This window comes from Amycolatopsis sp. NPDC034160, assembly GCF_055575355.1.
This window is the reverse complement of sequence record NZ_JBVISU010000012.1, coordinates 1-25,781: the sequence shown is the minus strand read 5'-3', so window position 1 is coordinate 25,781 and position 25,781 is coordinate 1. Positions and strand designations below refer to the sequence as shown.

Annotated in this window: 21 protein-coding genes; 5 read left to right on the top strand and 16 right to left on the bottom strand. The window is 69.3% G+C overall.

All coding sequences use genetic code 11. The features are described 5' to 3' along the window. Positions 1 to 85: 85 nt before the first annotated feature. The 5 genes from proB to ACZ54P_RS23260 form a co-directional block, all read right to left on the bottom strand. Positions 86 to 1,195: a glutamate 5-kinase gene (gene proB, locus ACZ54P_RS23280; protein ID WP_465463666.1), complete on the bottom strand. Its 1,110-nt coding sequence runs from the start codon at positions 1,193 to 1,195 to the stop codon at positions 86 to 88. Next, entirely contained in the window at positions 1,192 to 2,649 is a 1,458-nt protein-coding gene (obgE, locus tag ACZ54P_RS23275; protein ID WP_465463665.1) for a GTPase ObgE, read from the bottom strand. Before obgE ends, proB begins: the two co-directional genes overlap by 4 nt. 106 nt (positions 2,650 to 2,755) lie before the next feature. Next, positions 2,756 to 3,013, bottom strand: coding sequence for a 50S ribosomal protein L27 (gene rpmA, locus ACZ54P_RS23270; RefSeq protein ID WP_003067129.1), 258 nt, complete (start codon positions 3,011 to 3,013; stop codon positions 2,756 to 2,758). Positions 3,014 to 3,040: 27 nt separating this feature from the next. After that, positions 3,041 to 3,355 (bottom strand): 50S ribosomal protein L21, encoded by a 315-nt coding sequence (gene rplU, locus ACZ54P_RS23265; RefSeq protein WP_005158538.1) that lies wholly within the window; start codon positions 3,353 to 3,355, stop codon positions 3,041 to 3,043. Positions 3,356 to 3,520: 165 nt separating this feature from the next. Further along, positions 3,521 to 6,646, bottom strand: a complete 3,126-nt coding sequence (locus ACZ54P_RS23260) for a translation initiation factor IF-2 N-terminal domain-containing protein (protein ID WP_465463664.1) — start codon at positions 6,644 to 6,646, stop codon at positions 3,521 to 3,523. 528 nt (positions 6,647 to 7,174) lie between these two features. Here ACZ54P_RS23260 and ACZ54P_RS23255 point away from each other — a divergent pair. Then, positions 7,175 to 8,605 (top strand): S8 family peptidase, encoded by a 1,431-nt coding sequence (locus ACZ54P_RS23255; protein ID WP_465463663.1) that lies wholly within the window; start codon positions 7,175 to 7,177, stop codon positions 8,603 to 8,605. Positions 8,606 to 8,639: 34 nt separating this feature from the next. Here the strand turns inward: ACZ54P_RS23255 and ACZ54P_RS23250 are convergent, their stop codons facing one another. Genes ACZ54P_RS23250 through ACZ54P_RS23240 form a run of 3 tightly spaced genes read right to left on the bottom strand, consistent with a single transcriptional unit; the run spans position 8,640 to position 11,198 of the window. After that, positions 8,640 to 9,467: an ABC transporter permease gene (locus ACZ54P_RS23250; protein WP_465463662.1), complete on the bottom strand. Its 828-nt coding sequence runs from the start codon at positions 9,465 to 9,467 to the stop codon at positions 8,640 to 8,642. Position 9,468: 1 nt separating this feature from the next. Continuing rightward, on the bottom strand, positions 9,469 to 10,284 hold the full coding sequence (locus ACZ54P_RS23245) for an ABC transporter permease (protein WP_465463661.1): 816 nt from the start codon (positions 10,282 to 10,284) through the stop codon (positions 9,469 to 9,471). Next, on the bottom strand, positions 10,284 to 11,198 hold the full coding sequence (locus tag ACZ54P_RS23240) for an ABC transporter ATP-binding protein (RefSeq protein WP_465463851.1): 915 nt from the start codon (positions 11,196 to 11,198) through the stop codon (positions 10,284 to 10,286). Before ACZ54P_RS23240 ends, ACZ54P_RS23245 begins: the two co-directional genes overlap by 1 nt. A 118-nt stretch (positions 11,199 to 11,316) precedes the next feature. On the opposite strand from ACZ54P_RS23240, the gene ACZ54P_RS23235 reads away from it, so the two are divergent. Next, on the top strand, positions 11,317 to 12,348 hold the full coding sequence (locus tag ACZ54P_RS23235; RefSeq protein WP_465463660.1) for a M14 family zinc carboxypeptidase: 1,032 nt from the start codon (positions 11,317 to 11,319) through the stop codon (positions 12,346 to 12,348). A gap of 506 nt (positions 12,349 to 12,854) precedes the next feature. Here ACZ54P_RS23235 and ACZ54P_RS23230 read toward each other — a convergent pair. The 4 genes from ACZ54P_RS23230 to ACZ54P_RS23215 all read right to left on the bottom strand — a co-directional run bounded on the left by ACZ54P_RS23230 (position 12,855) and on the right by ACZ54P_RS23215 (position 17,952). After that, the gene (locus ACZ54P_RS23230) at positions 12,855 to 16,199 is read right to left on the bottom strand and encodes a phosphodiester glycosidase family protein (RefSeq protein ID WP_465463850.1); all 3,345 of its coding nucleotides are present in this window, start codon (positions 16,197 to 16,199) and stop codon (positions 12,855 to 12,857) included. A gap of 131 nt (positions 16,200 to 16,330) precedes the next feature. Further along, positions 16,331 to 17,074, bottom strand: a complete 744-nt coding sequence (locus ACZ54P_RS23225) for a maleylpyruvate isomerase family mycothiol-dependent enzyme (protein ID WP_465463659.1) — start codon at positions 17,072 to 17,074, stop codon at positions 16,331 to 16,333. Positions 17,075 to 17,129: 55 nt separating this feature from the next. Then, the gene (ndk, locus tag ACZ54P_RS23220; protein WP_037310703.1) at positions 17,130 to 17,540 is read right to left on the bottom strand and encodes a nucleoside-diphosphate kinase; all 411 of its coding nucleotides are present in this window, start codon (positions 17,538 to 17,540) and stop codon (positions 17,130 to 17,132) included. A gap of 64 nt (positions 17,541 to 17,604) precedes the next feature. Further along, a complete protein-coding gene (locus ACZ54P_RS23215; RefSeq protein ID WP_465463658.1) occupies positions 17,605 to 17,952 on the bottom strand; it encodes a winged helix-turn-helix transcriptional regulator in 348 nt (115 codons plus the stop codon). A 112-nt stretch (positions 17,953 to 18,064) separates the two neighbouring features. Here ACZ54P_RS23215 and ACZ54P_RS23210 point away from each other — a divergent pair, with 112 nt between their 5' ends. Beyond that, positions 18,065 to 18,958, top strand: a complete 894-nt coding sequence (locus ACZ54P_RS23210) for an NAD(P)-dependent oxidoreductase (RefSeq protein WP_465463657.1) — start codon at positions 18,065 to 18,067, stop codon at positions 18,956 to 18,958. Here ACZ54P_RS23210 and ACZ54P_RS23205 read toward each other — a convergent pair. The 4 genes from ACZ54P_RS23205 to folC all read right to left on the bottom strand — a co-directional run bounded on the left by ACZ54P_RS23205 (position 18,912) and on the right by folC (position 23,998). Further along, positions 18,912 to 20,468 carry an alkaline phosphatase D family protein gene (locus tag ACZ54P_RS23205; RefSeq protein WP_465463656.1) on the bottom strand — a complete coding sequence of 519 codons (1,557 nt, stop codon included), beginning with the start codon at positions 20,466 to 20,468 and terminating at the stop codon, positions 18,912 to 18,914. The two genes, ACZ54P_RS23210 and ACZ54P_RS23205, sit on opposite strands and share 47 nt — an antisense overlap. A gap of 71 nt (positions 20,469 to 20,539) precedes the next feature. Further along, the gene (locus ACZ54P_RS23200; RefSeq protein WP_465463655.1) at positions 20,540 to 21,562 is read right to left on the bottom strand and encodes a metallophosphoesterase family protein; all 1,023 of its coding nucleotides are present in this window, start codon (positions 21,560 to 21,562) and stop codon (positions 20,540 to 20,542) included. 364 nt (positions 21,563 to 21,926) lie between these two features. Continuing rightward, positions 21,927 to 22,325, bottom strand: coding sequence for a DUF4233 domain-containing protein (locus tag ACZ54P_RS23195; RefSeq protein WP_465463654.1), 399 nt, complete (start codon positions 22,323 to 22,325; stop codon positions 21,927 to 21,929). Further along, positions 22,322 to 23,998, bottom strand: coding sequence for a bifunctional tetrahydrofolate synthase/dihydrofolate synthase (folC, locus tag ACZ54P_RS23190; RefSeq protein WP_465463653.1), 1,677 nt, complete (start codon positions 23,996 to 23,998; stop codon positions 22,322 to 22,324). The genes ACZ54P_RS23195 and folC overlap by 4 nt, the downstream gene beginning before the upstream one ends. Positions 23,999 to 24,067: 69 nt before the next feature. Between folC and ACZ54P_RS23185 the strand changes: the two genes are divergently transcribed. Beyond that, positions 24,068 to 24,697 carry a class I SAM-dependent methyltransferase gene (locus ACZ54P_RS23185; RefSeq protein WP_465463652.1) on the top strand — a complete coding sequence of 210 codons (630 nt, stop codon included), beginning with the start codon at positions 24,068 to 24,070 and terminating at the stop codon, positions 24,695 to 24,697. Positions 24,698 to 24,804: 107 nt separating this feature from the next. Beyond that, entirely contained in the window at positions 24,805 to 25,680 is an 876-nt protein-coding gene (locus tag ACZ54P_RS23180; protein ID WP_465463651.1) for an SGNH/GDSL hydrolase family protein, read from the top strand. Positions 25,681 to 25,781: the final 101 nt, after the last annotated feature.

Sequence of the window (25,781 nt, the reverse complement as noted above, 5' to 3'; positions counted from 1 at the left end):
AGCCCACTGTCAGCTCGCTATGTCCCACATGCTGGGTTCGGCGATAGCAAAGGTCCCCCGCTCCCCCGGTGGAAAAGGTTGACTTTCAGGGGCGCAGGGGGACGAGATCGTCGGCATGGACGACCTCGCGCCGCTGTTCGGCGGGAAGGTCGTGGCTGGAGCGGCCGATGAGGTCGGGGAGTTCGTGGGCGTCGAAGGCGACGACACCCCGCGCTACGGTGCGCTGCCGGAGGTCCACCAGGTCGACGACGTCGCCCGCTTGGAAGTCGCCGTCGATGCCGGTGATCCCGGCGGCGAGTAAGGAGCGGCGGCGCCGGACGACGGCCGCGACGGCGCCGTCGTCGAGGTGCAGTTTCCCGGACGCGCCCGCGGCGTAGCCCAGCCAGAACCGGCGCGCCGACAGGCGGGAGTCCGCGGCGACGAAGGCCGTGCCCACCTCGGCGGTGGTGAGGGCGCGGGCGGCTTCGGAAGCGGCGGCGAGCAGGACCGGGATGCCGGCACCGGCGGCCGTACGGGCCGCGGCGAGCTTCGAAACCATGCCGCCGGTGCCGAGCCCGGAGCTCGACATGCCGACGGTGATTCCATCCACATCGGACTCGTCGGCGACCTCGGCGATCTTGCGAGTGGCGCCGTCACGGGGATCCCCGTCGTAAAGACCGTCTACATCGGACAGCAGGACGAGCCCGTCGGCGCCGATCAGGTGAGCCACGAGGGCGGCGAGCCGGTCGTTGTCGCCGAAACGGATCTCTTCGGTGGCCACGGTGTCGTTCTCGTTGACCACGGGAACCGCGCCGAGGGCCAGCAGTCGGGTGAATGTGTTCTGCGCGTTGCGGTAGTGCGAACGACGTACGACGTCGTCCGAAGTCAGCAAGACCTGGCCCACGGTCAGGGAAAACCGGCCGAAAGACTCGGCGTAGGCGTGGGCCAGCGCGAGTTGCCCGACACTGGCGGCGGCCTGCTGGGTGGCGAGGTCGCGTGGCCGCTTGCCGAGCGCGAGCGGTGCGAGTCCCGCACCGATCGCCCCCGAGGAGACCAGCACGATCTGTGTGCCGCGGGAGACCCGCTCGGCGATCGCGTCGACCAGCGCGTCCAGCCTGGCCACGTCGAGACCGTCACCGGCGGTGGTCAACGCGGAGGAGCCGACCTTGACGACCACCCGTTTCGCGGCGGCGAGCGCCTGACGGGTCGAGCTCACTCGTCGTCCATTTCCTCTTCGACACCGTCCGGGCCGTCACGCCGGATGCGGCGGGCTTCCTTGCGCTCGGAGGCGCCGATCCGGCTGTTGTTCTCCAGCCGCACGTCCGTGCCGCGGCCCGACATGTGCACCGCGACCCCGGCCGGGGTCGACGGCTCCCATTCGAACTGGACGTCGCCGATGGTGACCGGGCTACCGGGTACGGCGCCCTTCTTGGCCAGCGCCTCTTCGACACCGAGGCGCTGCAGGCGGTCCGCGAGGTAGCCGACGGCCTCGTCGTTGCCGAAGCTCGTCTGACGGATCCACCGCTCCGGACGGACACCGCGCACGATGAAGGCGCCTTCCTCGTCCGGGTCGTGCTCGACGGTGAAGCCCGCGTCGTTGACGGCCATCGGCCGCAGCACTACCTTCTCCGGCTCCGGTTCCGGCTGCTCGGCGCGGTACTTCTCGACCACGGCGGCGAGCGCGTAGGTCAGTTCCTTCAGCCCCTGCCGCGTCGCCGTGGAGATCTCGAACACGCTGAGGCCGCGGGCCTCCAGCTCGGGGCGCACGAACTCGGCGAGTTCGGCGGCGTCCGGGACGTCGATCTTGTTGAGCACCACCACCCGCGGCCGGTCGGCGAGGTCACCGCCGAGACCCGGGGTGTAGCGGGCGAGTTCCTCTTCGAGGGCGTCCATATCGGACACCGGGTCACGGCCGGGTTCGAAGGTGGCGCAGTCGATGACGTGCACCAGCACCGCGCACCGCTCGATGTGACGGAGGAAGTCGAGGCCGAGGCCCTTGCCCTCGCTCGCGCCGGGGATCAGGCCGGGGACGTCGGCCATGGTGAACACGGTCGATCCGGCGGTGATCACGCCCAGGTTCGGCACCAGGGTGGTGAACGGGTAGTCGGCGATCTTCGGCTTGGCCGCGGACAGCACCGAGATCAGCGACGACTTACCCGCGGACGGGAAGCCGAGCAGGCCGACGTCGGCGACGGACCGGAGTTCCAGGACGAGGTCGCGGCTCTCCCCAGGCTCGCCCAGCAGCGCGAATCCGGGCGCCTTGCGGGCGTTGGAAGCCAGCGACGCGTTGCCGAGACCCCCACGGCCGCCCTGAGCGGCGACGAAGGTGGTGCCGGGGCCGACCAGGTCGGCCAGGATCTCGCCGTCCTCGGTCATCACGACGGTGCCGGACGGAACGCGCAGCTCCAGCGTTTCACCCGCCGCGCCGGCGCGGTTGCCGCCCTGGCCCATCTTGCCGTTGCCGGCGCGGACGTTGGGGCGGAAGTGGAAGTCGAGCAGGGTGTGGACGCCTGCGTCGACGATCAGCAGGACGTCGCCGCCGTTGCCGCCGTTGCCGCCGTCCGGGCCGCCGAGGGGCTTGAACTTCTCGCGGTGCACCGAGGCGCAGCCGTTCCCACCGTCACCGGCGGTCAGATGGATCACCGCGCGGTCCACGAAACGGGACGCCATGACTTGCCTCTATTCACTCGCAAAGGGTTTATACAAAACAAACGAGGGGTGGGTCCGGATATTCCGGCCCCACCCCTCGTCAGAGGTTCTTGCTCGAAGCCGAAACTCAGGCTTCGGACGGCACGATGTTGACCGTCTTGCGGCCACGCTTCTCGCCGAACTGGACCGCACCGGCGGCCAGCGCGAACAGCGTGTCGTCGCCGCCACGGCCGACGTTCACGCCGGGGTGGAACTTGGTGCCACGCTGGCGGATGAGGATCTCGCCGGCGTTGACTTCCTGGCCGCCGTACCGCTTGACGCCCAGCCGCTGCGCGTTCGAATCGCGACCGTTGCGGGAGCTGGACGCACCCTTCTTGTGAGCCATCGCTCAGCCTCTCCCTGAAGATCCGAATTACTTGCTGATGCCGGTGACCTCGACGCGGGTCAGCTTCTGCCGGTGACCCTGACGCTTGTGGTAGCCGGTCTTGTTCTTGAACTTGTGGATCCGGATCTTCGGACCCTTGGTCTGCTCGACGACCTTGCCGGTGACCGAGACCTTCGCCAGTGCGTCGGCGTCCGTGGTGACGTCGCCACCGTCCACAAAGAGGACTGCGGGGAAGGTGTGCTCGGTACCGGGCTCGCCTTCGAGCTTCTCGACCTCGACGACGTCGCCGACGGCCACCTTGTACTGCTTGCCGCCAGTCTTGACGATCGCGTACGCCGACACGGAAGTCTCCTGCTTACTCGACAACGGGTGGGGGCTTGCGTGACCGGCCCGCCGGATTTCTCTCGGCGGTCCAAGGTCTGCGCAAGGTGCCCGCTCTAGGTGCGGGCCGTTCTACAGGTTACGGGGGGCTCCCCGGTGCGATCACACCGGGGTGCCCCTAGGTGTTCACTGGCTGTTTTCGGACGCCTTGACCGGGGGACCCGCGGGCCGTGAGGCGGCCCGTCGCGGACGACGGCGGGTGGTGGAGCGGCCGGCCGGGGCCGGGACGTCCACCTCGGGTTCGGTCTCCTCCTGCGTCACCGGGACCTCGGGAGCCTCGGGCTCCGGGCCCGATTCCCCGACGACGGCGATCTCTTCTTCGCGCACGGCCGGAGCCTCGTCGTCCGAAGTCGTCACCGGGTTACCGGCGAGTTCGGTCGCGGGCGCGGAGGCGACCGGCTCGGAAACCGGCTCAGCCGCGGCCTCGGCCGCCTGTTCGACGGTCGCCTCGGCAACGACGTCCGCGCTCTCCTGCACCGGCTCAGCGGCCTTCTCAGCCGCCTGCGGCGCGTGCCCGTTGAGTGCGGCACCCTCGACGTTCTCGGTGACCTCGTGCGGGTGCTCGCCCTTGGCCGCCTTGGCGGCGTTGGCGACGGCCTGGACCGCCGAAACGACCGACTCGCGCTGGGCAGGGGCCTGCGGCGCCTCGGCCTTGGCGGCCGCGGGCTCGTTCTGTCCCTGCTCTTCGCTCTTGCCGCGGCCACGGGACCGGCGGGAGCCCTGCTCCTTGCCGCCCCCGCCACCGGCGTTGCCGCCGCCGTGGCTGTGGCCGTTGCCACTACCGGCGGTGCGCTGCGGCTCGGTCGAGACGACCACGCCGCGGCCCTTGCAGTGCTCACACGGCGTCGAGAACGCCTCGAGCAGCCCGGTGCCGATCTTCTTGCGGGTCATCTGCACCAGGCCGAGCGAGGTGACCTCGGCGACCTGGTGGCGGGTGCGGTCACGGCCGAGGCATTCGGTCAGGCGGCGCAGGACCAGCTCACGGTTGGATTCGAGCACCATGTCGATGAAGTCGATGACGATGATGCCGCCGATGTCCCGGAGCCGGAGCTGGCGGACGATCTCTTCCGCCGACTCCAGGTTGTTCCTGGTCACCGTCTCCTCGAGGTTTCCACCCGATCCGGTGAACTTGCCGGTGTTGACGTCGATGACCGTCATCGCTTCGGTGCGGTCGATGACCAGGTAACCACCCGAGGGCAACCAGACCTTGCGGTCCAGCGCCTTCGTGATCTGCTCGTCGATCCTGTGATCGGCGAAGGCCGACCCGGTGCCCGTGTACCGCTTGACGCGGTCGGCGAGATCCGGCGCCACGTGCTGGACGTAGTCGTGGATGGTGTTCCAGGCCTTGTCTCCTTGGATCTCCAGTTTGGCGAAGTCCTCGGTGAACAGGTCACGCACGACCTTGACCAGCAGGTCCGGCTCTTCGTAGAGCATGACGGGGGCGCTGTTCTTCTTGCCGCCGTTGCCCGCTTCGGCCTTCTCCTTGATGACGTCCCACTGCGCCTTGAGGCGGCGGACGTCACGGTCCAGCTCCTCCTCGGCGATGCCCTCGGAGGCGGTGCGGATGATCACACCGGCGTCCTCGGGGACGATGCGCTTGAGGATGTCCTTCAGCCGGCGGCGCTCGTTCTCCGGGAGCTTCCGGGAGATACCGGTGGCGCCGCCTGCGGGCACGTACACCAGGAAGCGGCCCGGCAGCGAGATCTGGGTGGTCAGCCGGGCACCCTTGTGCCCGACCGGGTCCTTGGTGACCTGGACCAGCACGGAGTCGCCGGTGGAGAGCGCCTGCTCGATCTTGCGGGCCTTGCCTTCGAGACCGGCGGAGTCCCAGTCGACCTCACCGGCGTAAAGCACGGCGTTGCGGCCACGGCCGATGTCGATGAAGGCGGCTTCCATCGAGGGCAGCACGTTCTGCACGCGGCCGAGGTAGACGTTGCCGACGATCGAGCCGGTGCCCGACGACGTCACGAAGTGCTCGCACAGGACACCGTCCTCGAGCACGCCGATCTGCGTTGAGTCGCCCTTCTCGGCGACGACCATGGTGCGCTCGACCGACTCGCGGCGAGCGAGGAACTCGGCCTCGGACAGGATCGGCGCGCGACGGCGGCCCGCCTCACGGCCGTCCCGGCGGCGCTGGCGCTTGGCCTCGAGCCGGGTCGAGCCGCGCACGCTGCGGACCTCGTCCCTGGCGGGACGCTCGGTCTCGGCGGCCTTGGCCTGGCGAACGTGGACGACCGTGTTGGGCGGGTCGTCGGGGGTGGTCTCGGCGGTGTCGTCGCCGTCCCCGCCCTTGCGACGGCGGCGGCGACGGCGGCGCTTGCTGCCGTTGTCGGAATCGCCGTCGTTGTCCGAATCGGACTCGGTCGCATCAGACGTGGCGGACGCCTCTTCGGCGGTCTCGGACTCGGCCTCTTCGGCCTCGGTGTCCTTGTCCGTCTTGTCCGTCTTGTCGGCGCGGTCCTTGCCACGCGGCTGACGGCCACGCGGGGTCTCGGGCTGCTCTTCGTCGTTCTCGGAGTCGGCCGAGTTCTCGTCGCCGCCCTTGCCGCGGCCACGCCCGCGACGCCCGCGACGGCGGCGGCGACGGCTGTTGGCGTCGTCGCCGTCCTCGTCGGCACCGTCCTGGCGATCGGACTGCTCGGTCTGCGTCTCGTCCTCGTCGGAGGAGATCTCTTCGGTCTCGGTGAAGGACGGCTCCGGCCGTCGGACGGGCTTCGTCGCGACCGGCTCCGGCGGCAGGAAGATCGGCGACGGCGCCGCGAAGACCGGGACGTGCACGGCGGCCCTCGACGGCCGGGTCGTCCGCTGCGGCGGCTCCGGCGTCACCGGGGCGGCCAGCGCGGGCGGAACCCGGCGGGAGGACGCCTCGACCTGCGGAGCGGGCTCAGCATGGATCTCGGCCTTGACCTCGGGCTTCGTCTCCACCTCGGGCTCGGGTGCGGCCGGGGTTTCGGCGAGGGGGCTCTCGACAACGGGAGCCTCGGCGACCGGGGCCGCTTCGGCGGTCTCGGGCTCGTCTCCGCCGGTGAGGGCTTCGGCGAGCTTGATGGCCACATCGCGGGTGACGCTGGACTGCGCGCTACGAACGGTCTCGCCGAGCTCACCGAGCTTGGCCATCAGTTCACGGCTGTTCGATCCCAGGAGCTTCGCCAGGGCGTGCACCCGGATCCGGGGAGGCAGTTCGGCCAGCTGGCCTGCGATGGGTGTGGCGGTATTCCCGCCGGTGACGGCGGGTGTGTCCGCGTTCGACATATATCTCCTCCGCCCCCGGGCGCGTCGGCTGGCTCACACCGGCTCGACGCGGCCGCGCAGGGGCCCCTTTCTGTTCGTTCCGCCGTGGTGGTCACCAGCAGCGGGAATCCTTGCCCGGACCGCGACGGCGCCGGGTTGTCCAGGCGCCGCATACGGCTGAAGGTCTACTCGGCGGAGCGCTGGCCACGTTCGCGACATCGGGCCGCCCGCCACGTCGTCGAGCCGCCTCGGAAGGCGGCGACGCGTGTGGAGGATGTGCAGCACACCACCGGGCCACGAGACCGCGCGCGCCACCTCTCACGTGTGCCCGTCGGCCAGCGGCCACCGCGAGTATCCCACACACCGGCCCCACTCCGGTGTACTCGGTGCCACAGGGCTGACTCCCGGGCGCGCCGCGACCACCGGCCGGGCGAACTTCGCGAGAGAGCTTGTCGACCCGGCCGAGGGTGGCTAGCGTGCCGCTCGGGAGTGCCGAAGCCCAGGCCGAGGCGATCCCCGTAGTCCCTATGTTCTCCGGTGGGAGGTCCCGTGTCCCTGCTGGGGCGGTCCCTGCGAGCGGCCGTATGCGCCTCGGTGGTGCTCTGCGGTTCGGTCGCCGCCGTCGCGACGGCGGAAGCGGGGTCATCGTGTCATCCCGTCGGCCGGGCGCTGCGCTACGTCGTCGCCTTCGACCCGGGCACCTCCGAAGCCGAGGCCAAGGCGGCCGTCACCGGTGCCTGCGGCAGCCAGACCACCTACTACCCGCAGATCGCGGTCGCCGTCGCGACCTCGGCCGACCAGGACTTCGCGGAGCTGGTCCGGCCGGCCGCGGCGTTCAGCGCGCAGGCTGAACGGCTGGCGGTCCAGCGGGCGAACGGGACACCGTCGGCCAGGTCGACGCCAGCGCGCGCCGAACTCGAACCGACCGATCCGGCGAAGGTGCCCAAGGCCGACCGCACCGGCGAGCAGTGGGACATGCGCGCCATCGGCGCCGACAAGGCCCACGCGATCGAGCGGGGCAGCGGGGACGTCGTCGTCGGCGTGCTCGACTCCGGCATCGACCCCGCCCACCCCGAACTGACGGCCTCGCTCGACCCCGGCAAGTCCGCGGGCTGCCTGACCGGCGCCCCCGACCGGAACTGGGCCGCGACGACCTCGGCGCACGGTACCCACGTCGCGGGCATCATCGCGGCGGCCGACGACGGCAAGGGCGTCACCGGGGTGGCGCCCGGGGTGCGGATCGCCTCGGTGAAGGTGATCGACGACCGCGGGTACGCCGACCCCGAGGCCGCCGTCTGCGGCCTGATGTGGGCCGCGTCACAAGGCATGACGGTGACGAACAGCAGTTACTTCGTCGATCCGTGGTCGCTCTCGTGCGCCCACGACGACGAACGGGGCGTGGTGAACGAGGTCATGGCGCGTGCGGTCGAGTACGCGACCTCGGCGGGCACCCTCAACGTCGCCGCGGCGACCAACGAGGCCGCCGAACTGGTGCCGTCACCCCGTTCGGGTGTCCAGGCGCGGACCGACGGCTGCCAGGCGCTGCCCGCCGGCCTGCGGGACGTCGTGGCGGTGTCGTCCGTGAGCGCGGAGCGGGTCAAGGCGGGCTACAGCTCGTACGGGCTGGGCGTGATCGACCTGGCCGCTCCCGGCGGCGAGGCCGGACAGTGCGTGCTTTCGACCGTTCCCGGCGGGTACGCGCCGTTGTGCGGGACGTCGATGGCGGCGCCGCATGTCGCCGGGGTCGCGGCGCTGCTCGCTTCGGAGCACCCGGGTTACAGCGCCCGCCAGCTGAAGCGGACGCTGGACGCACAGGCGACGCCGATCGCTTGCCCGGCCGACTACGACCTGACCGGTGACGGCTCGCAGGACGCGTACTGCACCGGGTACGCGGGGTTCAACGGCTTCTACGGGCACGGGATGGTCGACGCGCTGGCCGCGGTGGCGCCGAAGACGAGCGGTCCGTCCTCGGCGCGGTGAGTACCGCGTTCAGTCCTCTAAACGCGGAGTGGGGTCAGCGCAGCAACAGCTTCCCGAAGCGTCGCGACGCCCCGTAGATCCCGACCGCCGCCAGGGCCATCAGGTAGAGCACGTTACCGACCATGCTCCACGACAGCACGCCGATCGAGAGCCCGCGCATCAGCTCGATCCCGTGGTACAGCGGGAAGATCCGCACGATCCACTGGATCGCCTCCGGGTAGACCGAAAGCGGGTAAAACGTCGTGGAGAACAGGAACAACGGCATCAGCACGAGGTTGATGTAGTCGAACTGCGAAACCGACCGCAGGAAGGTCACCAGCACGATGCCGATGGCCGAGAACGCCATCGCGATCAGCAGTGCCGCCGGGATCATCAACACGGCCCACCAGGACCCGGGCAATCCCATCGCGGTCATCACGCCGAGGAAGGTGACCGAGTAGATCCCGCCGCGCAGCACCGACCAGCCGACCTCGCCGAGTGCGATGTCCAGCGGCCCGATCGGGGTGGCGAGCATGGCGTCGTACAGCTTCGCGTACTTCAGTTTGAAGAAGAGGTTGTACGTCGAGTCGAGGATCGCGCCGTTCATCGCCGACGCCGCGAGCAGACCGGGCGCGACGAAGGCGACGTAACTCATCACCTGGCCGCCTGGCCCGACGACTTCGCCGACCAGCTTGCCGAAGCCGAGCTGGAAGGCCATCAGATAGAACAGCGGCTCGAAGGCGCCGGACACGAACAGCATCCAGACGTGCGAGTAGGTCAGGAACGTGCGTTCCATCACCGCTTTCGACCGGCCGCTGTACATCGACGGCGGCAGGACGCGCAGCAGCACTCCACGCGGCGGGGCGTCGGTGAGAACAGTCATTTCAGACCACCAGCCGTCGGTAGAAGTACTTGTGCGCCAGCGCCCAGCCCACCGCGGCCAGCACGACCAGGAAGGCGAGATGGCCGACCGTGGCGAGCGGGCCGACGGTGCCGAGGCTGACCGCCCTGGCGGCCTCGTTGCCGTGCCACAGCGGGGAAAGCCAGGCGATCCACATCAGCGGGGTTGGCAGCTCGGTGATCGGGAAGAACGTGCCGGAGAACAACGTCATCGGGATCAGGACGAACCGGAACACCAGGCCGAACCGGGCGCCCTCGTCGAAGGTGGTCGCGGCCAGCGCCATCACCGGGGTGCCGCAGGCGAGACCGGTGAGCGTCCCGATCAGGATGACCGCGAGCACGCCGAAGCTCGTCCACGAACCGAACAGCGCGGCGATGACGGCGTAGATCGCCCCGGCCAGCGTCAGCCGGATCCCGACCCAGATGATCTGGCTGCCGAGGACCTGCCCCGGCGTGATCGGTGACGCGGTGACGGCCACGTAACTCTGCTGCCATTTGAACCCGGACAGCACCGGGTAGCTGGACTCCCCCACCGCCAGTTGCGCCGCGCCGGCGACGAGCAGCGCGGGCGCGACGTACTCGAGGTAGGAGAACCTGCCTGTCGCCGCACCTGCCTGCACCTGCGAACCGAAGCCGAGCCCCATCGCGGCCAAGAACATCACCGGCTGCAGGCCCGTCGAGTACAACGTGGACAGCCAGTACCGGCGGTACCACATCCAGTGCCCCTCGACCCGTAGCCAGGCGCCGAGCCAGGTCGACACCACGCGGCCCGTCGAGGCCTTCGTTCCCGCTGTGGTCATCAGTCCACCAGCGTCCGGCCGGTGAGGCGGAGAAAGACGTCCTCCAGTGAACTACGGCGGACCAGGCTCGACAGTGGCCGCAGCCCCCGCGCGTGTGCCTGTTCGAGGGTGGCCTCGCCGGTCATCGTGTACAGCAGGACGCGATCCGGGAGCACCTCGACGCGTTCGGCGAGGCCTTCGATCCGCTTCGCGGCCGCCTCCTGTTCGCCGTTCGGGAAGCGCAGTTCGACGACCTCGCGGGTGGAGTACCGGCTGATCAGGTCCGCGGGCGAGCCTTCGGCGGCGATCCGGCCATTGTCCATCACGACCAGCCTGTCGCAGAGCTGCTCCGCCTCGTCCATGTAGTGCGTGGTGATGATCAGCGTCGTCCCGCCCGCCTTGAGCCGGAACAGCCGGTCCCACAGCAGATGCCTCGCCTGCGGGTCCAGCCCCGTCGTCGGCTCGTCGAGCAGGAGCAGCTCCGGGTCGTTGACCAGGGAGCGCGCGATGGTCAGCCGCCGCTTCATCCCGCCGGAGAGCGAATCGACCTCCGCGTTCGCCCGGTCGGTGAGCTGGGCGAACTCCATCAGCTCCTCGGCCTTGCTCCGCACGTGCGCGCGGGAGAGACCGAAGTAGCGGCCGTAGATCTGCAGGTTCTGCCGGACGGTGAGCTCGGTGTCCAGGTTGTCCTGCTGCGGCACCACGCCGAGCCGGGCCCGGATCTTCGGCCCCTCGATGTCCGGATCCATCCCGAGAACGCGCAGGTCACCGTCGCTGCGGGGGGACACGCTCGCGATCATCCGCATGGTGGAGGACTTACCGGCGCCGTTGGGCCCGAGGAAGCCGAACGCCTCCCCCGGGCGGACGTCCACGTCGATCCCGCGCACGGCCTCGAAATCGCCGAAGCGCTTGACCAACGCCTTCGCCTGCACCATCGCCGGTTCGTGCTCTGAGTCACCCACGATGGGCACCCTAGAACCTGGCACCGACAAAATTCGACCGGTTTAACCGCACCCTTGTTGGACGGTCCCGGCTCGTCGATACTCACCGACCATGAGTCTGAAGCCCAGAATCGCCCTGTTGTCCGTTTTCGTCAGCGCCGGGCTCCTGCTGGCGCCGGCGGCCCAAGCGGTCGAGAACACAGCGGCCGAGACCACTGTGGACGGTCGCACCGTCGACCCCCGTCCCTCCACCGCCAAACTGGCCTTCGAACTGCACAAACTGGCCGTGCTCAGTCACGGCAAGATCCGGGTGAGCGAGATCGGCCGCAGCAACGAGGGCCGTCCGGTGTGGGCGGCCAGGGTCGGGCACGGCAAGACGCGGATCCAGTACGTCACCCAGCAGCACGGCGACGAGCCGCTCGGCACCCCCGCCGCGCTCGAGTTCCTGCGCAAGGTCGGCGTCGGGCACAGCCCGTGGGCCCAGAAGTTGCTCGCGAAGGTGACCGTCGACATCGTGGTCCGCGCCAACCCTGACGGGCACGAGCGCGACTGGCGCTACAACTACGACCCGAAGGCCACTCCCGAGTACGGGGAAAAGGGCAAGGGCTACGACATCAACCGCTACCACGACCCCGCCGTCGCGCCCCAGGACAACCCGGCCACCGAGGCGGGGCTGATCCAGCGGCGGAACGCGTCGTTCAAACCGGACATCATGGTCGACTACCACATGCAGGGCCGGTACCGGGACACGGGAGGCAAGGAGATCACCGCCTCGACGATGTGGCCGACACATCCGGGCGTGAAACCGTCCGATGTGGACTTCGCGAAGCAGATCGCGGTCGTGGTGCAGCGGTCGATCGACGGCAACGGCGGCTACGTCTCGCAGTACCCGGGCGGTGACTACCAGGGCATCGCGCGCAACGGATACGGCTTGCTCGGCAGCGGCAGCGTGCTGATCGAACTGAGCCTCATCCCGGAGCGTGAGCAGGCGCAGATCCAGGACGCGCTGGCGTCGATGCTCGCGATCGCGCAGGCCGCGGCCGACGGTTCGGTGCGGAAGGTGGACCCGGCCGACGCCGAGGCGATCCCGCCTCGGGGACCGGCGTTGCCGGGTACGGTCGAAGAAGGGGACGAAGCCGCTTGACGCGTGAGATGAAGGGGACTTTCATTGCAAATTCTGCAATGAGCCTTTTCCATCCTGAGGTTCAGAGGGTGTGGGGGCGTGAGTGGCGCCATTCACGAGCAGGTCTTACCTCGCAGGTAGTCGACTGCGAGGTAAGGCTTGGCCGGGGTGTCCTTTGCCCTTCCGTAAGGCGGCTGGAGGGTTTGACCCGGTCGGGTCGGGGTGGCGATGTGGGGATCGGGACAGGGAGTGTCCCGATTCCCACATCGTCGTGAGGTTGCCCCGGTCCCGATGTTGATCAACGGAAGATCGGGGACGTTGAGTGTCCCCGATCTTCCGTTGATCGACGTCGTGCCGCTCGGCCCCGCGGCTGACACAGCCGAGTGGGGACGTAGCGGCACCAAGGCGAGGTCAGGTTCCAGCAGGTCAGCAAGTATCGGTCCGCCAGAACCGTCATCACCACTCACGACCCCCACACCCTCGGAACCTCAGGATGGAAAGGCTCAATGAAGGGGCCTTTCATCGCACTAGCGGACGGTGACCGGCAAGCTCCGCGTCACCCCGTTGACGGTGACCGAAAGATGCGCCACCCCCGGCCGCAGCGCGGTCAGGACCCCGGTCGCCGGGTCGAAGGACGCGACGTCCCACGGCATCGCGGGCCGGAACCCGTCGGTGACGTGGGTGCCCCAGCCGCCCTTCCAGTCCGCGCTGACCGGGTACGACACCGGAACCTGACGCGTTCCCTGTGTCACCACCGCCCGGATATCGGCCGTGGCACCACGAGCCAGCGACGACGGCCCGGAAAGCGTGAGCGTGTCGACGTTCGGCCGCGTCTCGAACCGCACCGGCTGCGCCTGGTCCCCCGGTTCGAACCGGACCAGCGTCCAGCCGACGAACCCGCCGTCACCGGGCGCGGCCGCGGGCGACTTCCCGGAGTTGCCGTTCACCAGATACGGCACGCCGTCCACCCTCGACAGGCTGAACACGCCCGCGTGCGAAGCGATCGCGGCCGCCTGCTTGCCCGACTCGCGCTCGAACGCGGTCAGCCAGCCAGTCAGCATCGCGGCCTCCTTGCGGTCGGCCAGTTGCGAATTCCCGCTCGCGCTCGGGTCCTTGACCGGATGGTGCATCGCGACGGCCACACCGCGAATCCTCCTGTCGGTCTTCGCGCCGTCCAGCGCCTCGCGCAGCATGCGGATCTGATCGAACCCTCCCGCGCGCAGGGAACCACGTGAAGAGTCCAGCAGTACCAGGCGGATCCCGGCGACGTCGACGACGCGGTGGGTCGGCCCGAACGCCGCCTGGAACTCGGCGAGCCCGTGTCCGCCGTCGGCCTCGTGGTTGCCGGGGACGTAGTACCACGGCGCCTTGCCGACCAGTTCTTCGTCGATGATCGAGCGCGCCAGCGCGAAATCGGCGGCGGTGCCACGGTCGACGAAGTCGCCATTGATGAGCACGAGATCCGGTTTCGCCGCCACCGCCTCGCGCAGGGCGCGCCGCGCCTGGGCGACCAGCGGGCCGTCCGGGGCGTCGGCGGTGAACTGGGCGTCGCTGACCACGGCGATCCGCAGGCCGCCGGTCGCGGTGCCGTCGGTGATCAGCGCCGGGTCACGCGGCGCTGGATCGGCCGGGACGCTCGCCGCGGGCGCGACCTCGAAGGTGAGGTCGTCGAAGACCAGCCGTCCTTCGTACTGCTGGTCCGGAACGTTCTCGACGGCATAGAACTTCGTCAGCCGCTGCCCGTCGGGAAGACCCGCCGGGATCGCCGCCTTGACGTAACGCCAGCCCGCCCAGTCGACGCTCAGCGACAGGTCCACAATGGACGGAACGTGGGCGGCGTCGCGGAGTTCCGCCCGCAGCCAGGCGCCCTTCGCGTCGCCGTTGACCCACAGCCCGACCCGCTGGGTGCCGGGCGGCAGCGTGATCGGCGCCGCCGCATTGACGTAGGCCGCGCGCGTGGCGTTGGTTCCGTTCAGCCGGTAGTCCAGCGCCAGTCCGCGCCCGCCCTCACGGCCGGGAGAGTCGGACAGTGCGGCACCGACGACGGCGGGGAAGACGCTGGCCGTCCAGCCCGCCGGACCGTCCAAAGCCGCCACCACGCGGGATTCCGTGCCGACGGACGCCGCCAGATGCGTCGACTTCCCACCGGCGGTGGCCGTGATCGCCGAAGCGCCGGAAGTTTTCAGCGCGGTGACCGCGAATCCGTCACCCGACGGTTCGATCCGCACCACCGCGGGGTCGTAGTCGAGTTTGACGTCGTCGGGCTCGATCCAGGTGCCGTAGCCGTCGGCGTCGTAGCCGAAGACCTTGAACGTGCTCTTCGCGCCTTCACCGGACAACGCGACCTGCTCGGTGCTGGTGCCCAGCCGGACGGGTGAGCCGAGCACGTTCAGCGTCGTCTTGCCCAGGACGCCGCCGCGCTTGGCGTAGACCTCGACGTTCGCGGGGGCGTCCGGCCGGAGCCGGTCGGCGTGCGCGGTGAAGACGCCGTCGGTCACGGTGCCGCGGAAGGGATTCGTGCTGACCCACCGGGCTTCGCCGTCGACGGCGGCACCGGTCTCGTCATGGCCTCCGGCGACGAGTTTCCGCGTCAGCCCGGAAAGCACGCGCGTCGCGTCGGCGGTGTCCTGCGCGGGACGGGGCGAAAACCCGGTCAGCCGTCCGCTGCCGGGCACCGTGGTGACGCCGATGCCGTTGGGCACCAGGCGTTCCCCGCCGTCCGACGGCGAGTTGCGCACCAACGGCGCCTTCTCGCCTTCCTCTCGGGCGAGCAAGGTCGAAGAGCCGCCGCCGTCGAGGTTGAGGGCGTCGTCCGCGCCGAGCGACTTCAGATGGCGGGCGAGTTCCAGTTCCGTCATGCCCCGGCTGTCGGCCTGGCGGCCGTCAACCGTCGCCAGCCACATCTTCGTGCCGTCGGCGGAGAATCCGACCGCGGTCCGGGGGTGCATGGCGACGTTGTCGACCGGCTGGACCGCGCCATCGCGCAGCAGAACCTTGTTGCCGCCGATCGAGACGGACAGCTTGCCCGCGTCGCTCTTCGGCGCGTAGGCGACGCCCACCCGGTCGCCGGTCTTCAAGCCGGACAACATGTCCACGCCGCCGTCACGGGCGAGCAGGACGGTGGTACCCGCGGCGATCGGACCGTCAGCGGGCTGCGGACGCACCTGGGTCACGACGCCGTCGGAGACTTCGACCTCGATGGCGCGCTGAGCCCCGGCGACCGAGGTCCGCCGCGAAGACGCGCCCCACAGCGGCGTGTAGACGGCGATCGCGTCTCCGCTCAGCACCGGGCTGTTGAAGTTCGACGCGGGGACGACGTGGCCATCGGGCAAGGTGACGGACGCGTCGAGGAAGACCTCCGCGAGCCGCGCCTTGCCTTCCTCGGTGATCGACGCGGTCAGGTTGTGCCCGCGCGCGGGTGCCGTCTGGAGTTTCCCGGCGTCGATGCCGACACCGATCGGCGCGCCACTGGCGTTGATGTCGAAGAAGTCGCCGTTCACCCCGGCGACCGCGCCGCTCCTGGCGACCTGCTGCGAAAGCGGTGTCCGCGCGGAAACCGTGCCAGGGCTGAGATAAGTCGGCTTGAGTGTCTTGCTGGTGAGGTCGACGGCGAGGGTGTCGCCGCGGATCCAGCCCGCCGGGTCGTACCGGTCGAATTCGGTGAGGCTCAGCCCCGGTGCCACGCGCGAAGTCGCGCTGGTGGTGACGAGACCGTCGTCGGGGGCGGCCACGGCGTAGGCGGACGGGCCCTCCTTCGCCGAGGATGCCGCCGGGGCGGCTTCGACGGGTGCCGGACCGAGCGGAGCGGCCAGCGGATCGGCGGACACCGGCGCGGCGATCAGCGATCCGGGTAGCAGCAGGGCAGCGAGCAACAACAGGCGTGATCTTCTCACGAATTACCCCAAGATCGAGTGAAAGTCGGCTCAGTTCAGCACAGCGGACGCGAGCCGCCAGGAGAAGACCCGGGGGTGAACGTGAACCGAACGGCGTAGGGCGCCGAAGGTCAGGGCGTGAACGGGCCGGCGAGGAAAGTCTCGGCCGCCGCGACGTCGCCGGTGATCTTCAACCCGGATTCGGCGAGGCCGATCCGTTGCCACAGCAGCAGGTCCAGTCCTTCGGCGGAGCCTTCGACGACGGCTTCGGCGGTCTCGGCGGGATCGGCCGCGCGAGAACCGGGGACGTCACTTTCACCCGGCGGTGTGATCAACCAGGCGTGTCCGGTGTCGGCGGTCTTCAGCAGCACCGGAACGGTGACCGCGGGCGGGGTGTGCCAGCGCTTCACCTTCGGCAGCATGCCGAGGAGGACCTCGTCCGCGCCGTCGGCGGCGAGGGACGGGTCGAGGGGGTACTCGGTTCCGGCCGCACGGTGCGCGTCGAGCAGGTGCACCGCGGTCTCGTGGACCTGGCGGCGGAACCAGAAGGCCTTGTTCTTGGCGGCGGCGGTGAAGTTCCAGGCACCGTCCTGCGGGGTAGCCCCGCGCAGCGCCTCGATGAGGTGCTCCGCGCTTTCGGCGTACCAGGCGGCGAGATCCGCGCCGGGTTCGGTTTCGAAGATCTGTGGCGTGGGGTCACCGGTGCGCACGATTCCGGCCGCCCAGCGGTGCACGTTGCCGAGGTGGACGACGAGGTCACGCAGGTTCCAGTCACCGCAGCACGGCACAGGCGCCGCGTGATCCCCGGTGCGCGCGATTTCCGCGAAACCGGCGGTGAGGTCCCGAAGCCGCGCCAGGTACTCGTCCGGTGTCATCGGCCACCCCCAGTTCCGTGGGTGGCGCGGTCTTCCCGCGCCACCCACGAGTGTGTCAGACCTCGGGGAACCAGAGCTTGAGCTCGCGCTCGGCCGACTCCGGGGAGTCCGAGCCGTGCACCAGGTTGTACTGGGTCTCCAGCGCGAAGTCGCCGCGCAGGGTGCCCGGAGTGGCCTTCTCGACCGGGTCGGTGCCGCCGGCGAGCTGACGGAAGGCGGCGATGGCGCGCGGCCCCTCGACGGCGATCGCGACCAGCGGGCCGGAGGTGATGAACTCGAGGAGATCGCCGAAGAACGGGCGCTCCTTGTGCTCGGCGTAGTGCTCCTCGGCGACCGAGCGCTCCACGGTGCGCAGTTCGAGGGCGGCGAGCTTCAGGCCCTTGCGCTCGATGCGCGAGATGACCTCGCCGACGAGGCCGCGCGCGACGCCATCGGGCTTGACGAGGACCAGCGTGCGTTCAGTCACGACGGTATTTCTCCTTGGGTGGGTTCCGTGCTATTCGCCCGGAGCCTACTGGGTGCTTCGCCGCTCACTTCAGGTCGGACCAGGGAATGCCTTCGATGCGCTCGAGGTGCTCCTCGCCCCACTCGCCGAGCGCGGCCATCGCGGTGTCGAGCGAGTGGCCGAACGCGGTCAGCGAGTACTCCACCTTCGGCGGAACCTGGTGATAGACCTCGCGATGCAGCAGACCAGTGGTCTCCATCTCGCGCAATTGCAGGATCAGCACCCGTTCGCTGATGCCGGGCACCGCACGCCGCAGCTCCCCGAAACGCAGCGGTCCGTCCTGGAGCGCGAACAGGATGAGGCCTTTCCATTTGCCGCCCATGACGGCGATCGCGGCGTCGAGCCCGCAGGTGAAGGTGCGATTCTTGGTCATCGTTTCACTTACCTTTTTGTCAGTACCCGGCAAAATAGTAGGTACTTGATCGAATGTACGCGACCGTCCAGCATGGCGTCATCCCGAAGATTTCCTTTGACTGGAGCGAAAAATGCCGAAGACGCCGGTGACCGTCCTGGGCCTCGGTTCGATGGGCTCGGCCCTCGCGGGCGCGTTCCTCGCCGCCGGGCATCCGACCACGGTGTGGAACAGGACGGCCGCGAAGGCCGATCCCCTTGTCGCGTCGGGAGCCCGGCGGGCCGCGACGGCCGAAGAGGCGGTGCGGGCGAGCCCGTTGACCATCGCCTGCCTGACCACCTACGAGGCCACCCTCGCGACCTTGGTACCGGTTTCCTTGACCGGACGCGCTTTAATCACCTTGAACAGCGGTTCACCGGCGGGAGCACGCCGGATGGCCGAGTGGGCGACGAGCCGGGGCGCGCGGTTCCTCGACGGCGCGATCAAGAATGTGCCGTCGGCCGTGGGCGCGCCGGACACGCTGCTGTACTACAGCGGCGACAAGACCGTCTTCGACGAGTACCTCGAAACGTTGCGGGTGCTGGGCGGCGACACCGTCCATCTCGGCGAGGACACCGACCTCGCCGCGCTGTACGAAACGGCCGTCGGCGGCACCCTGTTGCCCGCGCTGATCGGGTTCTTCCAGGGTGCCGCCGCTCTGCGGTCACGCGGACTCGAAGCCGAGACTCTCCTGCCGTACGCCACCAAATGGTTCGAGATGATCATCTCGGTGCTTCCGATGTACGCCAAGGAAATCGACAGCGGCGACTACTCGGATCCCGCCGCCTCGGTGGACATCTTCCACGCCGGCGCCGCCGCCGACCTCGGACTGGCCGAGGAAGGCGTCGACGTCGGCTGGCAGCTCCCGATGCACGACCTCGTGCGGCGCGCCACCGAGGCCGGGCACGGGGACCACAGCATCGCCATCCTGACGGAACTGCTCAGCGTTGGGGCTGCAGGGTCTTCGACCACAGCGAAGCGCCCGTAGCGTCCCTCAGGTCGACAGTGAGCGCACCGCTCCGTCCGTCGATGTTCACCTCGCCGAAGTGCTGGAACCCGTCGGCGGGCGACGTGTTCGCGGCGGGCGGGGCGTGCACGAACACCGCTTCCGGACCGAAGGTCGGGTCGAGCGTGTTGGGGCCGAACGCGCCGGCGTTCAACGGGCCGGAGACGAACTCCCAGAACGGGTCGAAATCGCTGAACGACGCGCGATCCGGTGAGTAGTGGTGCGCCGCGGTGTAGTGCACGTCGGCGGTCAGCCAGACGACGTTGCGCACCTTGCGTCGCGAGATCTCCCGCAGCACCCAGGCGAGTTCGGTCTCGCGGCCGCCGGGCGCGCCGGGCAGGCCGTTCGCGACGCCCTCGATGGCCTTGCCGTCCGGCACGGTGAGGCCGATCGGAAGGTCGGCCTGGACGATCTTCCACGTGGCGGTGCTGCGGTCGAGCGCGTCGACGAGCCAGCGCGCCTGGCGGTCGCCGAGGATCCGGCCCGGTTTGGTCTGGTCGGCGGTGTTGGCGTCCTTGTAGGTCCGCATGTCCAGCACGAAGACCTCAGCGCGCGAACCGTGCCGGAAGTTGCGGTAGACGCGGCCGTCGACGGCCTGGCGCCGGTCGATCGGATGCCATTCGTGGAACGCCTGGAACGCGCGGGCGGCGAGCACGTCGACGCGTTTTTCGGTGTATTCGGGACGGTCGTCGAGGATCTCACCCGGATACCAGTTGTTGACGACTTCGTGGTCGTCCCACTGCACATAGGCGGGCACGTTCGCGGTGAACCGCTTGAGGTTGTCGTCGAGGAGGTTGTAGGCGAACTGGCCGCGGTACTCGTCGAGCGTCTCGGCGACCTTCGCCTTCTCCGGCGTGACGATGTTGCGCCATACGCGGCCACCGGGCAGCGCGACGGTCTCGGTGAGCGGCGCGTCGGCGTACACCGTGTCTCCACAGTGGAGGAACAGATCGGGACGGCGGTCGGCCATCGCGCGGTAGATCGTCATCCCGCCGCGTTCGGGGTTGATCCCCCAGTTCTGCCCGGCGACGTCACCGGACCACACCAGGCGGACGTCCGAGCGGCCGACCGGCGCGGTGGCGAACCGGCCGGTGACGGCTTCGCTGCGCGTCCGTCCGTCGAGGGCCTCGGCGGTCACGCGGTAGTGGACCTCGGTCCCCGGCGCGAGACCGGCGACGCGGACCTTGCCGGTGCCGCCGGTCTCCGGACTCATCACCGGCCCGCGCACGCGGCGCGCGTGGCGGAACGAGGGATCCCTGGAAACCTCGACGATCAGCCGCGAAGGCCGGTCGGCGCGAGACCAGACGATGCCGGAACCGGTGGTGATGTCGCCGGACTGGACGCCGTGGGTGAGCACCGGGCGATCCCCGCGAATCAGCGGGACGGCGTTCGCGGACGCGGTCGCGGGGAGAAGCAGTCCGCCCGCGACGGCCCCGGCGCCGGTGAGACCGGCTTTGAGCAGCGCGCGACGGTTGTGGTGGGTTGCGGTCATGGCGCGGTTCTATCCCGCGGCGACGGCCGACGGGCCAACGGCGGTTTGCGCGGCGATGAACGAGTGGGCGATCAGAGGCCGTCCCGCAGCGGCACGGTGATCTGCTTGAGCCAGGTTCCCGTGGTGAAGTCGCGTGCCTTGATCACCACGGCGCGGTGGTACACCTCGATCTGGAGCCCCTGGTTGAAGCTGCCGCCCAGTGATTTCTCGCCGCCCTTGCCGTCGTCCACCCAGCCGGTCTGCACGGCGCCGGTGTTGACCACGGTGAAGCCTTCGAGGTTGCCGCTGCCCGGAACGACCCGGCGGGTCACCCAGTCGGACAGGGTGAGATCCCAATGGGTATGCCCGGAGAACAGGAACACGTCGCGGTATCTGCCGAGTACCGCCAGCAGTCTGTCGGCCTGGAGGTAGTCGTTGAGGTAAAGCTTGTTGCGGGTGCCGGACACCGTGTTCGGCAGCGGATGGTGGGTCAGCACCATCACCGGCTTGCGCCACCGGTCCCAGTAGGCCAGCCGCTGTTCCAGCCACGCGAATTGCCGATCGCTGAGCCAGACTTCGTCCCACAGCTTCGGGTCGTGGTACTTGGCGTAGCGCTCGGTGCCCAGGCACAACACCGGCACCCCGCCGAACGAGGTCTCCGAATAGACCGTGTTGCGCCCGGCGAAGTTGTAGAAACCGCGGAACAGCGAGTCCTCGGTGGTGCCGTTGGGCCAGGTCTCCTGCGCGAGGGTGTCCGGGTCCCGCCACTTCGGCACGTAGAACTCGTGATTGCCGATGGCCCACGCCACGTTCCTCGGATGCGGATGCTTGTCCAGCACCGACCGCACCTGCGCGTACTCGAAGTCGTAGCCGCGCGGCGTGATGTCCCCCGCCACGCCGAGACCGGCGCCGTGCGGGTTGGTGGTCTCGATGTCGTCCAAGGCCTTGCCGAAATCGGTCAGATCGCCCTGGATGTCGCTGATGATGTTGAACCGCACGGCCGGGCCGAGTGGGCCACGGCCGGGAGTGGCCTCCGCCGGGAGGCTCAGCGCGGCTGTCGCGGCCGTGGCGGTCACCGCGCCACCCGTGGCCAGCATGAACGACCTGCGATCCATCGAACACCCACATTCAGTTACGCCGATATCTACGGGTCAAAGGTAGGATGTTTGGGGTGATCGTCGGTGACGCCGTGCGGGCCGGGGCGTGTACGCGTGAGGAATTTCGGGTTCCGGCCTTGGTGAGGTGTTCGGGGCTTTTTGAGTCCACTGTGGGCGATTGAGCCGGTGCCTGCGGCGCGAAGGCCCCTTCACAGTTCCTCAGTACATGATGGCCTCCTTCCTTGCGCTAGGCGCAAGGAAGGAGGCCATCATGTACTTTACGCTTGTGAAGGTAGGGAAGGAGGCCTTCACGGCACGGCCGCTTCAACGAGCCGAAACCCTCACGGCCGCTAGCTGCTCGTCCTGACGAAGGTGTCCGCCGCTACCCGGCTTGCTGTTGCTGGCTGGGCAGCGTCCCGGCCGCCATCCGCCGCGCCACGTCTCGCCGCAGCCACAGCAGCCACAGCCAGATACCGAGGAAGATCACCCCGAGGATCGCCACGGCGGGCAGCGCGACGAAGAACGCGATCAGCGCGACCTGCAGCACCAGCACCGCGGGTACCGCCCAGGGCTTCTTCAGGAAACCGCACAGCACGATCAGCGCGACCGCGATCGCGATCACCGACCAACCGGTGAGCGAACCGACGCCACTGCCGAGCTTCGCCACCACGGGCAGCGCGAGCGCGACGGTGATTCCCTCCATGATCAGGGATCCGGCCATCACGCCGCGGAAGGACTTCATGGGGTCTTTGGCCGGCGGCTTGGGGGTTTCGTCGGTCACGCCGGCTCCTTACCGAACATGGTCCTGGCTTCGCCCGCGGTGACGACCGAGCCGGTGACCAGCACGCCTCCGCCTGCGAGCGGTTCCTCGGGGTCGTCGCTCTGCTCGACGAGGCCGATGGCGGTTTCGATCGCGGAGTCGAGGCTCGCTTCGGCGACGACACGGTCTTCGCCGAAGATCGAGATCGCGATGTCGTTGAGTTCGTCGAGCGGCATCGCGCGTGGGGACGAGTTCTTGGTGACGACGATCTCGGAGACGACCGGTTCGAGGGCGTCGAGGATGCCGCGGGCATCCTTCTCGGCCATCACGCCGACCACGGCGACGAGCCGGCGGAAGGCGAACTCCTCGGCGACGGTGGTGGCGAGCGCCTTGGCGCCGTGCGGGTTGTGGGCGGCGTCGAGCAGGACGGTCGGTGCGGCGCGGACCCGCTCCAGCCTGCCGGGGGTCTCGACTTCCGCGAAGGCCTCGCGGACGGCTTCGACGACCAGTTGCCTGTCCTTGCCCGCGCCGAAGAACGCTTCGACGGCGGCCAGCGCGAGTGCGGCGTTGGCGGCCTGGTGGGCGCCGTGCAGCGGCAGGAAGATCTCGTCGTACACCCCGCCGAGGCCCTGCAGCTTCAGCATCTGCCCGCCGACGGCGATCTCGCGCTCCAGCACGCCGAATTCGCTGCCCGCGCGGGCGACGCTCGCGTCGACCTCGACGGCGCGTTCCAGCAGGATCTTCTGGACTTCGGGGTCCTGCTCGGCGATGACCGCGACGCTGCCGGGTTTGATGATCCCGGACTTCTCCACCGCCGCCTTGGCCGGATCGCCGCCGAAGTACTCGACGTGGTCGACGCCGATCGGGGTGATGACGGCGACGTCGCCGTCCACGACGTTGGTGGCGTCCCAGGAGCCGCCGAGGCCGGTTTCGATGACGGCTGCCTCGACGGGCGCGTCGGCGAAGGCCGCGAACGCCATCCCGGTGAGCACCTCGAACTTGCTCATCGGTACCGCGTCGGGTCCGCCCGCGTTGTCCACCATGGTCACGTACGGCGCGACGTCGCGGTACAGATCGACGTACGCGGCGGCGGAGATGGGGGCACCGTCGAGCGCGATCCGCTCCGTGACCAGCTGCAGATGCGGGCTCGTGTACCGGCCGACGCGCAGGCCCATGCGGGTCAGGAGCGCGTCGATCATCCTGGTCGTCGAGCCCTTGCCGTTGGTCCCGGCGACGTGCAGCACCGGGTAACCGCGGTGCGGCTCACCCATCAGGTTGACCAGCGCCGCGATCCGGGCGAGGGATGGCTCGATCTTGGTCTCTGGCCAGCGCAGGTTCAGTTCGGCCTCGACCGCGAGCAGTTCGCGTCGCGCCTGCTCGCCGTTCGGATCGGACGGGGCGGGTTCGTCACCCGGATCGTCCAGTTCGTGCAGTTCCATCTCCTCGGGCGCGACCAGGTCGGGCACCGGGCCGAGCGCGAGGTTGTCCCCCAGCTGCCCGACGCCGCCGATACCGCCGCCGGCACCGCCGCCCGCCTGGTACGCGGCGTCGGGGGCGTCCAGATCCGGGTCGGTGTCGTCGGACGGATCGTGGGCACGTGCCCCCAATTCGTCGACGCCGGCGAAACTGTCCAGATCTGCCAGGTCCGGGGATTCTGTGAATTCTTCGGAATCCCGGCCGTCACCTCGCGGCACGAACTCTCCTTTTGGCCTTACTCTCTGTCGAGCCGAGTCTACGTGCGGCTTTACTGGCACTCTCGACGCATGGGGTTCAACCACAACGATCACTACCATCCGCTGCTGCTCGACCAATTGCCTCCGGGCCCGGGGATGGCGCTGGACGTCGGCTGCGGCGGCGGCCGGTTCGCCCGGCGGCTCGCCGCGACCGGGATGCACGTCGAGGCGATCGACCGGTCCGGCCCGATGATCGACCTCGCCCGCGCGGCCGGTTCGCCGGGCCCCGGCACGATCTCCTACCGGCAGGCCGACGTCGTCACCGAGAAGCTGCCGGAGGGGGCGTACGACTTCATCTCCTGCCTCGCCTCGCTGCACCATGTCCCGTTCGACACGGTCACGAAGCTGCGGGACGCCCTGGTCCCCGGCGGGGTGCTGGCCGTGCTCGGTCTCGGCAGACCCAGCACCCCGGCCGACTACGCCCGCGCCGTCGTCGCGTCGCCGCTCAACGCGCTGGCCACGGTGCTCGTGTACGCGGGTGAGCGGCTGAACGGCGGGATCGATCCGTTGCCGACGGCGCCGATCGTGGAGACGTACCCGCCGATGCACCGGATCCGGCGCGACGCGGCCCGGCTGCTGCCGGGGAGCAAGATCCGGAACCTGCTCTTCTATCGCTACCTTCTCGTGTACCGCAGGCGAGAAGATGATCACGCGATGTGACACCCCAAGCGGGTGAAGCCGAGCACCGACCACCCGATCGGCGGCGCCGGACCGACCGGATCCGGTTCATTTTTGAGAGGCCATCCAGTACGGAGATCGGGGTCCTCATGCGCTTAAGACGCGTCCTGTTCGCGGCTGTTTCGACCGTCGCCCTGCTGATCGCCTCCGCCACGGCGGCCACCGCCGCCGAGCGGTCCTACCGGAATTACGTCGCGCTGGGTGATTCCTACACCTCCGGACCGCTCATCCCGCTCCCCCGGCTCGACCCGCTCTTCTGCGGCAAATCGACGCAGAACTACCCGTCGCTCCTCGCCGCGGCGCTGCGGGTCCGCTACTTCACCGACATCAGCTGCGGCGGCGCCGACACCACGAACATGACGCAGCGGCAGAGCGTCACCCTCGGCGGCAACCCGCCCCAGTTCACCGCCCTGCGCGCGAACACCGACCTGGTCACCGTCGGCATCGGCGGCAACGACTACGGCGTTTTCGGCACGCTGGTCGGCACCTGCCCGTCACTGCGCGCGAGCGACCCCACCGGGAACCCTTGCCAGGACAGGTTCACCGTCGACGGCGTCGACACCGTCAAGGCCAAGATCGCTGACACCGGCAAGAACGTCGAGAAGGTGCTGGCCGGGATCCACGCCCGCTCACCGCGCGCCGACGTGCTCGTCATCGGCTACCCGCGGATCGCGCCCGAATCCGGCTACTGCCCGGACATCCTGCCCTTCGCCGAGGGCGACTACGCCTGGCTCAACGACGTCGAGAAGGCGTTGAACTCGGCGATCGAGAAGGCCGTCGCCGCCGATGGCAAGGCGGTCTTTGTGGACACCTTCGGTCCGTCCGCCGGCCATGACGCCTGCGCGCCCCGCGGTGCCGCGTGGATCAACGGGCAGCACACGAAACTGCTCGCCGCGGCGGCGTACCACCCCTACCGGACCGGGATGGTGGGGGTGACCGGAGTGATCCTGCGTCACCTCCGCTGAATGCAATGAGCCTTTTCCAACCTGTTTTGGGTTGGTAGGGGTGTGTTGGTGAGCTGGGTATGGCGAAGCTCCTGGTAGATGCGTGGAACGACCAAGAACCA